Origin of the sequence: Yinghuangia sp. ASG 101, from assembly GCF_021165735.1 — a bacterium.
Classification (GTDB): domain Bacteria; phylum Actinomycetota; class Actinomycetes; order Streptomycetales; family Streptomycetaceae; genus Yinghuangia.
Genome location: NZ_CP088911.1, coordinates 2,141,195 through 2,153,106, shown reverse-complemented (window position 1 = coordinate 2,153,106; position 11,912 = coordinate 2,141,195). Strand labels below are relative to the sequence as shown.

The following is an 11,912-nucleotide window of genomic DNA, read 5'->3' as shown; positions in this document are numbered from 1 at the left end:
CTGGGTACGTGAGGGCACATGACACGTCGTCTGATCGTGGTGGGGGGAGGGCTCGCCGGCATCACCGCCGCGTTGACGGCGGCCGATGCGGGTGCGTCCGTGACGCTTTTGGAGGGGCGACCGCGCCTCGGGGGCGCGACGTTCTCCTTCCGTCGCGACGGACGGTGGCTCGACAACGGGCAGCACGTCTTCATGCGCTGCTGCACCGAGTATCAGTGGTTCCTGCGTCGAATCGGCTCCGCGGACAAGGTCGTTGTGCAGGACCGCCTCGACGTCCCCGTCCTCACCCCCTGGGGAACCACCGGCCGCCTGTCGCGCAACCGCCTGCCCTCCCCGTTCCACTTGTCCGCCGCGCTCTCGCGCTACCCGTTCCTCACCCTGGCCGGCCGGGCCCGTGTCGGCCGCGTCGCCCTCGCCCTCAAACGCCTCGACCCGGAGGACCCGAGCCTGGACACGGTCTCCTTCGGGACGTGGCTGGACCGCTACGGCGTCACCGCCCGCGAACGTGCCGCGATGTGGGACCTCGTGGGCGTCGCCACCATCAACCTGACGGCCGACCGGACCTCGCTCGGGATCGCCGCGAAGGTGTTCCGCACCGGCCTGCTCGACACCAACGACGGCGCGGACATCGGCTGGAGCCGGGTCCCGCTCCAGCAACTGCACGGTGACGCGGCGGGGCGGGCGCTCGAGGACGCCAAGGTCGACGTCCGGCTCCGCTCCCGAGTGTCCTCGCTCGAAGCGCTCCCCGGTGGGGGCTTCACCGTCGAGGCGGACGGCGGCACGCTCACCGCCGAGGCGGTGGTGCTCGCCGTCCCGCACGAGGACGCCATCCGCTTGCTCCCGGCCGACGCCCTGATTCTCGAAGACCGGCGCGCGAATCCTACCAGCCTTGCGGAGCTTGGCAGTTCCCCGATCGTCAACGTGCACGTGGTCTACGACCGCCCCGTGTTCCGCGACGAATTCGCCGCGGGCCTGGCGAGCCCCGTGCAGTGGGTCTTCGACCGCAGCGAGAACCTCGGCCTCGAACACGGCCGCTACCTCGCGGTGTCGGTCTCGGCGGCGGACCGCGAGATCGACAGCTCGCACCAGCAGCTCCGGGAGACGTTCCTGCCCGCCCTGGAGAAGCTGCTCCCCGCCACCCGCGCCGCGCGGGTGGAGGAATTCGTCGTGACGAAGGAACGCCACGCCACGTTCCGCGCCGCGCCCGGCTCGCGGCGCCTCCGCCCGTACGCGCGAACGGCGCTGCCCGGCCTGGCACTCGCCGGCGCGTGGACCGCGACGGGCTGGCCCGCGACGATGGAGAGCGCCGTCCGCAGCGGCCTGGCCGCGGCCCGCACCACCTTGCCCAGCCTGGACTTGGATCCCGGGCGTGTTCTGCCGACGACCAAACCTGGTGCCTTCCCGGAGAGGACGACGACACCGTGACCGTAGCCGACAGCTCACTCGCCCCCCTGGTACTCGACCGGGCCCGCGAGGCCACGCAGCCGGCGCTGCGCACGGCCGTGGCCCGCCTCGAACCACCGCTCGCCCGCGTCTCCGCCTACCACATGGGGTGGTCCGACACGGAGGGCCGTCCGGTGCCCGGCAACGGCGGCAAGGCGCTGCGCCCCGCACTCGCCCTCTTGTCCGCCGAGGCCGTCGGCGCCCCCACCGAGACCGGTGTCCCGGGGGCGGTCGCCGTCGAACTCGTCCACAACTTCTCGCTGCTGCACGACGATCTGATGGACGGCGACGAGGAGCGCCGGCACCGCCCGACGGCGTGGAAGGCGTTCGGCCCCGGTCTCGCGGTGCTGGCCGGGGACGGGCTCCTCGTCCTCGCCGAACAGGTGCTCATGGAGTCGTCCGGCCAGGGCGACCGCGCCGCGAAGCTGCTCACCGACGCGACCGCGGCGCTCATCGACGGGCAGTCCCAGGATCTGTCGTTCGAGACGCGCATGGACGTCACGGTCGAGGAGTGCCTGGTGATGGCCGGCAACAAGACCGGCGCGCTGCTCGCCTGCTCGACCGCGATCGGCGCGGCCCTCGCGGGCGCCGAACAGACCGTCGTGGAGCGGCTGTACGGCTTCGGCCACAACCTCGGCATCGCGTTCCAGGCGATCGACGACCTGCTCGGCATCTGGGGCCGCCCGGAGGTCACCGGCAAGTCGGCGTGGAACGACCTGCGGCAGCGCAAGAAATCCGTGCCGGTCGTCGCCGCGCTCACCTCGGGCACACCGGCCGCGGCGGAGCTGGCCGCGCTGTACACCGCCTCGGGGGACCTGACCGAGGAGCAACTCGTGCGCGCAGCGCGGTTGGTGGAGGACGCGGGGGGCCGCATCCGCACCGAGGTCGAGGCACAGCGGCACCTGGAACTCTCGCTCGGCTGCCTGGACGGACTCGGTATCCCGGAGGTGACGCGTACCGACCTGGCGGCTTTGGCGGCATTCACTACGACTCGGGAGTTGTGACCAAGATGACGGTGACCGTCCGGACCGAAGCAGGCGCACCCGACCGGGCCGAGGACACCCTCGACCGGGCCGTGGCGCACCTGCTGGCACTCCAGGACCGGGCAGGCTGGTGGAAAGGCGAGCTGGAGACCAACGTCACCATGGACGCCGAGGACCTCCTGTTCCGGGAGTTCCTGGGCATCCGCACCGCCGAGCAGACCGAGCAGTCGGCGCGCTGGATCCGTGCCAACCAGCGGGACGACGGCACGTGGGCCGCGTTCCGGGGCGGTCCCGCCGAGCTGTCCACGACCATCGAGGCGTACGTCGCCCTCAAGCTCGCCGGGGACGCGGTCGACGCCGACCACATGCGGCGCGCCTCCGCGTACATCCGCGAGCACGGCGGCGTCGCGCACAGCCGCGTCTTCACGCGGTTCTGGCTGGCCTTTTTCGGCTGGTGGTCGTGGGACGATCTCCCCGTCCTGCCGCCGGAGTTGATCTATCTTCCCAAGTGGATGCCGCTCAACGTCTACGACTTCGCGTGCTGGGCGCGGCAGACCATTGTGCCGCTCACCATCGTCAGCTCGCTCCGCCCGGTGCGTGAGGCGCCGTTCGCGCTCGACGAACTGCGGCCCACCGGCCCGGTGCCGCCCAAGCCGTCCGCCGACGACCCGTGGTCGAGGTTCTTCCGCGCCGCCGACAAGGCCCTGCACCTGTACGGCAGGAGCCCGGTCAAGCCGATGCGCCGCCAGGCCGTCCGGCGTGCGGTGCAGTGGATCGTCGAACGCCAGGAGGCGGACGGCGGCTGGGGCGGCATCCAGCCTCCCTGGGTCTACTCGCTCATCGCGCTGCACCTGAGCGGCTATCCGCTCAACCACCCGGTGATGGCCCAGGGCATCAAGGGCCTCGACGGCTTCACGATCTGGGAGGACACCCCGGACGGCACCATGCGCCGGTTCGAGGCCTGCCAGTCGCCCGTCTGGGACACGGGGCTGTCGCTCGTCGCGCTGCGCGACGCGAGGGTCGCCGCCGACCACCCGCAGGTCGTCAAGGCCGCGGAGTGGCTGTTCGACGAGGAGATCCGCGAGACCGGCGACTGGGCGGTACGCCGTCCCAACCTCGAACCCGGGGGCTGGGCCTTCGAGTTCGCGAACGACTACTACCCGGACACCGACGACACCGCCGAGGTCGTCATGGCCCTGCGGTACGCGGCGGTCCCGGACACCGAGCGCAAGAAGGAGATCCTGGCGCGCGCCGAGGTCTGGACCGCCGGGATGCGCAGCAAGGACGGCGGGTGGGGCGCGTTCGACGCCGACAACACCGGGCAGCTGCCGCTCAAGCTGCCGTTCTGCGACTTCGGCGCGGTGATCGACCCGCCGTCCGCGGACGTGACGGCGCACATCGTCGAGATGTTCGCCGAGTCGGGCCCGGAGTACCGCGACCATGTCGCGTCGGGCGTGCGGTGGCTGCTGAACAACCAGGAGGCGGACGGCTCGTGGTTCGGCCGCTGGGGCGCGAACTACATCTACGGCACCGGCGCGGCCCTGCCCGCCCTGGTGCTCGCCGGTGTCGACCCGCGGCACAGCGCGATCCGCCGCGCGGTGCGGTGGCTGCACGCGGTGCAGAACCCCGACGGGGGCTGGGGCGAGGACCTGCGCTCGTACGACGACCCGTCGTGGGCGGGCAAGGGCGACTCGACGGCGTCGCAGACCGCGTGGGCGCTGCTGGCGCTGCTGGCGGCGGGGGAGCGCGGTGCGGAGACGCAGCGCGGCATCCGCTGGCTGACGGAGCACCAGAACGCGGAAGGCGGTTGGGACGAGCCGCAGTTCACGGGGACGGGTTTCCCGGGGGACTTCTACATCAAGTACCACATGTACCGGATCGTGTTCCCGATCATGGCGCTCGGGCGGTACGTGCACGGTGACGGCGCGGACGCCGCGGAGGCCGAGGGTGTGGCAGCGGCGTCGGCTCCGACCGCCTCGGGCGGTGCCGGGGGCGCGGTGGACACGGTGTGGTCGACGGTGACGGATCAGCCCGAGGACGGCGGCCCGGCCGCGGCCTCCTCCTCGGCTGCCGAGTCCGCTCGCGCCGATTCCGCTGATTCCGCCGACTCCGCGGGAAAGCCCGCCCGGGCCGCCGGGCCCGACGAGCCCGCCGATGCGCCCTCGTCCGCCGACAGCGCCTCGACCACGCAGACCGTCCGCACCGTGCGGGCCGAGCGGCATGCCGACGCGACGGACGAGTGACGCGGGGGACCGGTGACACCCACGGAACCCACGATACGGCCGGGGCGCGCGGCGGCGCCCCGGCCGTTGCTCCTCGCCCCGCTCGGCATCGAACGGCGGGCGCTGCTGCGCGGCGGTGCCCCGGACGTCGCACGGTCCGGCATGGGGGAGGCGAAGTCCCGGGCGTTCGCCGCCGCGTTGACGGGTGGTCCGGCGGCAGAGCCGATCGGCGCGGTCGTCGTCGCGGGGATGGGCGCGGGGATGCTCGGGCTGCTGCCCGGTGACGTCGTCGTCGCGAGCGAGGTGCGGGACCCGGACGGCGCCGTGTTCGCGTGCCCGTGGGCGGACACGCTGGCGGCCTCGCTCACGGAGGCGTTGCGGGGTGCGCCGCCGCGGGTGCACACCGGTCCGGTCGCGACCGTGCGCAAGCTCGTGCGGACCGCCGAGCGCGGCGCGCTGGCGAGGACGGGCGTGGTGGCCGCGGACATGGAATCCGCGTTCCTGTTGGCCGGGTTGGGGATGCGCGGCGGCGAACGGCCGGATCTGCCCTGGGCGGTGGTGCGGGTCGTGAGCGACGCTCCGGGGCACGAGCTGATGCGTCCGGGGATCGTCCGCAACGGGTTGCGCGCGTACCGTTCGCTCAAGGCGTCGGCGCCGGCGCTGTCCGGGTGGCTGGGCGGGGTGTCCAGCGGCCGGAGGGCGGATTCCGTACCGTTGCCGCCGGGGGGCGGGGCGGGGGAGGCAGACTTGGGGCCGACAGGCGGCCCCGCGGGCGGTGCGGCGAAGGAAGAACAGGACGGTGGCGCACGATGACGTTCGATCTCGGCGAGACGCTCGCGGAATACGAGGGGCGCGGCCTTGAGCTGCACGCCCGGCATTTGAACCCGCAACTGCCGCGCGTGCTGCAGACGATCGGCTTCCACCGCGACTACGTGCGCGCGGAGGGCCCGTACCTCTACGACGAAACGGGCGCCGAGTATTTGGACTTCCTGTCCGGTTTCGGTACGTACGGCGTCGGCCGCCACCACCCGGTCGTCCGCAAGGCCGTGCAGGACGTCATCGCCCTCGACCTGCCCGACATCGTGCACTTCGCGACGCCGCCGCTGGCCGCCGCGCTCGCCGACAAGCTGCTCGCGAAGACCCCGCACCTCGACCGGGTCTACTTCTGCAACAGCGGTACCGAAGCGGTCGAGGCCGCCCTGAAGTTCGCGCGGTTCGCCACCGGCCGCAAGCGGATCGTGCACGTCGACCACGCGTTCCACGGCCTGACGGCGGGGGCGCTGTCCGTCAACGGGGCCAAGGAGTTCCGGAAGGGTTTCGAGCCGCTGCTGCCCGACGTCGCCATCAAGCTGGGTGATCTCGACGCGCTGGAGCGGGAGTTGCGGCGCGGCGATGTCGCGGCGTTCATTGTCGAGCCGATCCAGGGCAAGGGCGTGCTGATCCCGCCGCCCGGATTCCTGGCCGCCGCACAGAAGTTGCTGCGCAAGCACGGCGCGCTGCTGATCGCCGACGAGGTCCAGGTCGGCATGGGTAGGACGGGGAAGTTCTTCGCGTACGAGTGGGAGGACGGTGTCGAGCCGGACATCGTCACCGTCGCCAAGGCGCTGTCCGGCGGCTATGTCCCGATCGGGGCGACGCTGACGAAGGACTGGATCTTCAAGAAGGTCTACTCGACGATGGACCGCGTCCTCGTCCACGACTGCACGTTCGGCGGCAACAACCAGGCGATGGCCGCGGGGTTGGCGACGCTCGCGGTGATCGAGGACGAAGACCTCATGGGCAATTGCCTGCGCATGGGGGACGCGTACCAGGCGGCGCTGCGTCCGCTGCTGGACAAGTACGAGTTGTTCGCGGACGTGCGGGGCCGGGGCCTCATCATCGGGCTGGAGTTCGGCAAGCCGAAGTCGCTGAAGCTGCGGGCGGGTTGGTCGACGCTGCAGGCCGCGCGCACCGGGTTGTTCGCGCAGATGGTGGTGGTTCCGCTGTTCCAGCGGCACCGCATGCTGACGCAGGTCGCGGGCGACCACATGGATGTCATCAAACTCCTTCCGCCGTACGTCATTTCGCAGCGCGACGTGGACAACTTCATTGCCGCGTTCGTGGATGTCATGGACGACGCGCACAAGGGTGCCGGCCTGATGTGGGACTTCGGGCGCAATCTCATCAAGCAGGCGTTGACGAAGTAGCGTGGCAGTGCCGGGAGATCGTCCGGACACACCTCGAACTGCATTGCAGGGTCAAGTAGTTCTGCGTAGTCTCCCGGCATGGCGACGGATCAACGCAACGAAGAGTTCATCGAGCCCAGCGCCGACGAGATCGTGGCGTTCACCAAAGAGCACGTCAAAGGCATGGAGGGCTCGGACGACGACGAGTGGTGGAACGTCGCGGGCATGCGGCACGTCCTCGTCCAGACCGTCGGGCGCAGGACCGGGAACGTCCACAAGGTCGCGCTGCCGTACTGGGAGGACAAGAACGGGCACCGCGTCGTCGTCGCGTCCTTCGCGGGGGCCGAGAAGAACCCGTCGTGGTTCGTCAACCTCGCGGACCGGAAGGCGAATCCGTCCGTCCTCGTCCGCGTGCAGGGCGCCACGTACTGGAGCGACGCCGAAGTCCTCGACGGCGACGACTACACCGAGACGTGGGCCGGTCTGACCGCGGACCGCGCCTACTACAACGGCTACCAGACGCGCTGCGCCCGCCGGATCCCTCTCGTCCGCCTCCCCGAGACCAACCGCGTCGCGACCCGCCTCTGACGCCAGCCGGGGGTCGCGGGAGGAAGAGCGCCGCGCCGTGGCGCGCTCCGTCCCGCGGCCCCGTCGTCAGGGGAGCGCGGCCTCACACCGCGTCCTGGTAGGCCGTGCGCGCCCGCACGCGCTCCAGGACCCGGACACTGAGCCGCGGAGCCGCGGCGATGAGCCCCGTGAACAGCACCGAGGCGACGACGCCGCCGACCCACGCGGGCCCGCCGAACAACTCGTGTGTCGCGAAGGCGACGAACCCGAGCGCGGTCAGCAGCGCGATGGCACCGATGACGGCCGCGGTGACGCCGAGAACCTTGGGCCAGCGCGCCGCGCCGCGCGCTTCGTCGTAGCCGGGCCCCGGTGGCAGCCACTGTTTGAGCGGGGTGGGGGGAAGGCCGCGGAACCCGGGGACCTCGGAGTACGGCCGGTCGTACCAGAACCGCTCCAGGCCGAGCCCGGACGCGGTGGCGAACGTGCGCAGGTCGTCGCGCGTCCACCCGTACACGTGGAGGTCGAGCAGGCGCCGCAGGTCGCTGTCGAGCAGCGTCAGGGACTCGAAGCGCTGCGGCGCGCTCCAGCCGAACCGCGTGTGGTAGCGCACGTCTTCGCGGCATATGGCGATGCGGGCGACCCCGCCCGGCGTCGCGGGGGACACGCGCGGCAGGACGCGTACACGCCCCGTCGCGTCCGTCACCGAGACCGTGGCGGCGTCGACCGTCACGACCGCGTTCCGCAACCACGCGCCCAGGCCCCACGGGTAGCGCCCGCCCGGCGCGACGTGCGGGCGAGGACGGATGCTGACGGGCGCCGACGGAGGCCGGCCGCCGGGGGCGACCAGCAGTTCGTGGAAGGGCCGCGGAGGACGGTGGCGCGCGGCGGGTTGCCCCGCCGGTCCCGGGAACTCCCCGCCGGTCTTGGCGTGTTGGCGCGCGGCCACCTCCCCGGCCGACGCGGTGGCCCGCCACCACAGCAGCGCCGCGGGCAGCGCCAGCGGCGACAGGAGGATCGCGAGCAGCCCCCACGTGGCCAGGCGCTCGGAGTCGTCGGTCGGCAGCGTCGCCCCCAACGCGACGACCCCCGCCGCCGCGATGGCCGCCCGCGCCCGCCGCCCGGCGCGCCGGGCCCGCGCCCGCCGCCGCAGCATCTCGGGCACCTCGGGATCGGCGGGTTGATACAGCCCGGTCAGAAACAGCAGGACGACGAACCCGAGCATCGCGACCGTGGCCGCGTCGCTGACCTCCCGATGCCCGTCCTCCGTACCGGCCGCGAGGAATCCGCACCCCACCGCCAACACCACCAGCGCCAACCGCCCCCCGACCAGAAGACGCCGCTCCACCCGTCCAGACGTGCTGCGCGGCACAGATCTCTCCTCTCTCGGTAAAGAAAAGGTATCGAGATCCACAAACGAAGGTGTATTGCCCCGTCTTTGTGGATGCCCGGCGGTCGCCGTGGGCCGGAATGCGCGGAGTTCGCCGCGGAGGCGGGGGCCGGGCGTGCGCCGCGCCTACGCTGACCGCTCATGCGCGCGTACCGATACAACCTGGCCGACGTCTTCACCGATCGGCCGTTGGCCGGGAACCAGCTCGCGGTGTTTCGCGACGCCCCCGCGGACCCGGCGCTGATGCAGGCGATCGCGCGGGAGATGAACCTTTCCGAGACGGTCTTCCTGACGGCGCCCGAGGACGGTGCCGACCTGACCGTGCGCATGTTCAGTACGGTGCGCGAAATACCTTTCGCCGGGCATCCGTTGCTCGGCACCGCGGCCTTGGCGGCATTCCACGACGGCGCCCGCGACGAGCGCGTGCTCCGCGTTGGGACGGCGGGCGGCGTGGTTCCCGTACGCGTGACTCCCGTGGGGCGGAGGCGATTTCACGCGTGGATGCGGCAGCCGGTCCCGACGGTCGCGGCGTGGAAGAGGCCGGAGGGCCTGGTGGCGGCGCTCGGGCTGCGCGACACCGGCGAACTGCCGGTCGAGGTCTACGACAACGGGCTGCTGCACGTCTACGTCGCGGCGCCGTCCACCGACGCCGTGGCCGAACTCGTCCCGGATCTCCCGGCGTTGGCGCGGCTCGTCGGAGACGTCCACGTCAACTGCTTCGCGGGCCGCGGTGACCAGTGGACGACGCGCATGTTCTCGCCGCTCGATTTCGTCCCGGAGGACCCGGCGTGCGGATCCGCCGCCGGGCCGCTGGCCGTGCACCTGGTCCGGCACGGCCGCCTGGCGCCGGGACGGAAGATCACCATCGCGCAGGGGGCGCAGGTCGGCCGCCCGTCCGTCCTCCACGCGATCGCGGAAGGAGGCAGGGAACAGATCGACGCGGTGCATGTCGGCGGCTCGGTCTGTGTCCTCGGGACCGGCGAACTCACGTTGTAGCGGCGCGTGTTCCGAAGGATGGGACGCCGCTAACGGTGCGTCGCCGGGCGCATGCCGTCCAGCACCACCTCCAGGGCCCGCGCGCTCCCCTCGGGATCGCCGGCCAGGCGCTCGGCCGCGCGCGTGGCGCCGATCAGCAGGGCTTGGAGATCGGGCATGCCGAGATCGGGCCGGACCGCGCCGGCGGCCTGGGCCCGGTTCAGCAGGGTGGTGAGCGCGTCCGCCAACTCCCGGGTGACGTCCGCGCTCGCCGACCGCACGTCGACCCCGACCGCGGTCAGCGCGTCCGCGAGCGCCACCTTGCGCGGCGCGGCCGACACCGCGTCGCGGAAGAACGTCCGGAACGCCTCACCGGCGTCGGGGGCCTCGCCGTGTGCCCGCGCGCGTTCGGCCACGCCGCGCAGGTGTTCCACGAACACCGCCTCAAGCAGCGATTCCTTGGTCGGGAAGTGCCGGAACACGGTGCCGATGCCGACTCCCGCGGCCTTCGCGATCTCCTCCGTCGACGCCGAGGTGCCCTTCTCGCCGAACACCTCCTCGGCGACGGCCAGGAGGCGGGCGCGGTTGCGGACGGCGTCGGCGCGGGGACGGCGCGGGGCGGGCGTCATCGCGGTGCCTGCCCGTAGACAAACGGAGTCGACGCTCCGTATCTTTTAATCGGAGTCACGACTCCGATTCTATCTCGCGCCCGCGATCAAGGGGACACCCATGCCATCCACCGCCTCCCGCACCCCGCGCGACGTCTTCACCGTCTTCCAGGACGCCCTGGACGCACGCGACTTCGCCACCGCCCTGGCCTGCTACGCCGAGGACGTCCGGGTCTCCCAGCCCCTCGCACGACCCGAGCCGGCCACCCTCGACGGACGCGCCGCCCTGGCCGAACACTTCCGGCGCGTCCGGGAGTTGCCCGTGGTCCTCGGCGCCGTCGACCGCGTCGTCCACGAGACGGCGGACCCCGAGGTGATCGTCGTCGAATACACCTACGACGCCCGCAACCGGGCCACCGGCAGGCATGTCCGTTTCGCCAACGTCGTCGTGGCCCGCGTCCGGGACGGCCGGATCACCGAATCCCGCGACTACCACGACCCTTCGGCCCTCGCGGAACTCCTCGGCGAATAAAGGCCGTTCGGCTCGCGAGCTCGCGAGCTCGCAAGCTCGCAAGCATCACCGCCCGCACACGCCGACGACCCGACCCGCCCCCCGTCCGCACCGCACCGCACCGCACCACATCGCATCGCATCGCGTCCACACCACCGCCCGCACGGAGTTCCCGTGTGCGACGGCCGGCGAAGCGGCGTCCGCCCGGGCGGTTACGGCGCGTCGGGTGGGGCTATGCGTTCGAGCCAGCGGCTCAGAAGGGCGGTTTCGGCGGGTTCCAGGGCCGTGGTGCCGGCCGAGTCGAGTTCGGTGCGGAGCCGGAGTGCGGCGACGTGTACGGGGCTGCCCCCGGCGTCGCCCGGTGAAGAGGGTGTGGTGAGGACCTGGGCGAACACGGCGTCGCGCATGCGGTGGGACAACGCGGGGTCGGCGAACCGGTCGGGCCGGCCGAGATGGTCGAGGGCGACGCCGACGTTCGCCGCGAGGATGAGCCGGGCCGCGGTCCGCGGCTCGACGGCCAGGGCACCCGCCGCCGCGCAGCGGCGCAGCGTCGTGACGAGCAGGTCGAACACGCGCTCGCGGGCGGTCGAGCGGGACCACGGGCGCGGCGCGAACATCAGGGCGTACAGGGCCGGGTTCTCCTCGGCGAACACCATGTGGCCGTCCCAGCCCGCGCGCAGGTCCGCGACGGGGTCGCCGTTCTTCTCCTGGGCGGCCTTGCGCTCGGCGTAGCGCTCGTAGCCGTGGTCGGCGACGGCGTCGAGGAGCCCCCGTTTGTCGCCGAACAGCCGGTAGAGGACCGGCTGCGTCACGCCGACCGCCTCGCAGACGGTGCGCGTGGCGATGTCGTGGTCCGGCGAGGCGGCCAGCTGCCGGGCGGCGGCGTCGATCATCGCGGCGCGGAGGGGTTCTGTCGATGCCATGGAATCGATGATACGCAGATGCGATAGCGAGGATATGACGGGCGTGCTACGGTCGGTTGCGTAACGTTGATACGACCAATCCGCATCGTCGTTAACCGTGCGGAACACGCCCTTCCCGACCCAGGAGT

General features: G+C 72.1%; 11 protein-coding genes. 8 read left to right on the top strand and 3 right to left on the bottom strand.

Annotated features, from left to right (window positions below; all coding sequences use genetic code 11):
• Nucleotides 1–18: 18 nt before the first annotated feature.
• The 6 genes from hpnE to LO772_RS08820 all read left to right on the top strand — a co-directional run bounded on the left by hpnE (nucleotide 19) and on the right by LO772_RS08820 (nucleotide 7,401).
• Nucleotides 19–1,425: a hydroxysqualene dehydroxylase HpnE gene (gene hpnE, locus LO772_RS08845; RefSeq protein WP_231777835.1), complete on the top strand. Its 1,407-nt coding sequence runs from the start codon at nucleotides 19–21 to the stop codon at nucleotides 1,423–1,425.
• Complete coding sequence (locus LO772_RS08840; protein WP_231777834.1) at nucleotides 1,422–2,447, top strand: polyprenyl synthetase family protein; 1,026 nt, start codon at nucleotides 1,422–1,424, stop codon at nucleotides 2,445–2,447. The genes hpnE and LO772_RS08840 overlap by 4 nt, the downstream gene beginning before the upstream one ends.
• 5 nt (nucleotides 2,448–2,452) lie before the next feature.
• The gene (gene shc / locus LO772_RS08835; protein ID WP_231777833.1) at nucleotides 2,453–4,669 is read left to right on the top strand and encodes a squalene--hopene cyclase; all 2,217 of its coding nucleotides are present in this window, start codon (nucleotides 2,453–2,455) and stop codon (nucleotides 4,667–4,669) included.
• 12 nt (nucleotides 4,670–4,681) lie between these two features.
• Nucleotides 4,682–5,461, top strand: coding sequence for a phosphorylase family protein (locus tag LO772_RS08830; protein WP_231777832.1), 780 nt, complete (start codon nucleotides 4,682–4,684; stop codon nucleotides 5,459–5,461).
• Nucleotides 5,458–6,834, top strand: coding sequence for an aspartate aminotransferase family protein (locus tag LO772_RS08825; protein ID WP_231777831.1), 1,377 nt, complete (start codon nucleotides 5,458–5,460; stop codon nucleotides 6,832–6,834). Before LO772_RS08830 ends, LO772_RS08825 begins: the two co-directional genes overlap by 4 nt.
• 78 nt (nucleotides 6,835–6,912) lie before the next feature.
• Nucleotides 6,913–7,401, top strand: a complete 489-nt coding sequence (locus LO772_RS08820) for a nitroreductase/quinone reductase family protein (RefSeq protein WP_231777830.1) — start codon at nucleotides 6,913–6,915, stop codon at nucleotides 7,399–7,401.
• A gap of 82 nt (nucleotides 7,402–7,483) precedes the next feature.
• Here the strand turns inward: LO772_RS08820 and LO772_RS08815 are convergent, their stop codons facing one another.
• Nucleotides 7,484–8,749, bottom strand: a complete 1,266-nt coding sequence (locus LO772_RS08815; protein ID WP_231777829.1) for a hypothetical protein — start codon at nucleotides 8,747–8,749, stop codon at nucleotides 7,484–7,486.
• A 159-nt stretch (nucleotides 8,750–8,908) separates the two neighbouring features.
• On the opposite strand from LO772_RS08815, the gene LO772_RS08810 reads away from it, so the two are divergent.
• A complete protein-coding gene (locus LO772_RS08810; protein WP_231777828.1) occupies nucleotides 8,909–9,763 on the top strand; it encodes a PhzF family phenazine biosynthesis protein in 855 nt (284 codons plus the stop codon).
• A gap of 29 nt (nucleotides 9,764–9,792) precedes the next feature.
• Here LO772_RS08810 and LO772_RS08805 read toward each other — a convergent pair whose 3' ends face one another.
• The gene (locus tag LO772_RS08805; RefSeq protein ID WP_231777827.1) at nucleotides 9,793–10,371 is read right to left on the bottom strand and encodes a TetR/AcrR family transcriptional regulator; all 579 of its coding nucleotides are present in this window, start codon (nucleotides 10,369–10,371) and stop codon (nucleotides 9,793–9,795) included.
• Between the two features lie 100 nt (nucleotides 10,372–10,471).
• Between LO772_RS08805 and LO772_RS08800 the strand changes: the two genes are divergently transcribed.
• Nucleotides 10,472–10,882: a nuclear transport factor 2 family protein gene (locus tag LO772_RS08800; protein ID WP_231777826.1), complete on the top strand. Its 411-nt coding sequence runs from the start codon at nucleotides 10,472–10,474 to the stop codon at nucleotides 10,880–10,882.
• Between the two features lie 191 nt (nucleotides 10,883–11,073).
• On the opposite strand, the gene LO772_RS08795 is transcribed toward LO772_RS08800, so the two are convergent.
• Nucleotides 11,074–11,784 carry a TetR/AcrR family transcriptional regulator gene (locus LO772_RS08795; RefSeq protein ID WP_231777825.1) on the bottom strand — a complete coding sequence of 237 codons (711 nt, stop codon included), beginning with the start codon at nucleotides 11,782–11,784 and terminating at the stop codon, nucleotides 11,074–11,076.
• Between the last annotated feature and the right edge of the window lie 128 nt (nucleotides 11,785–11,912).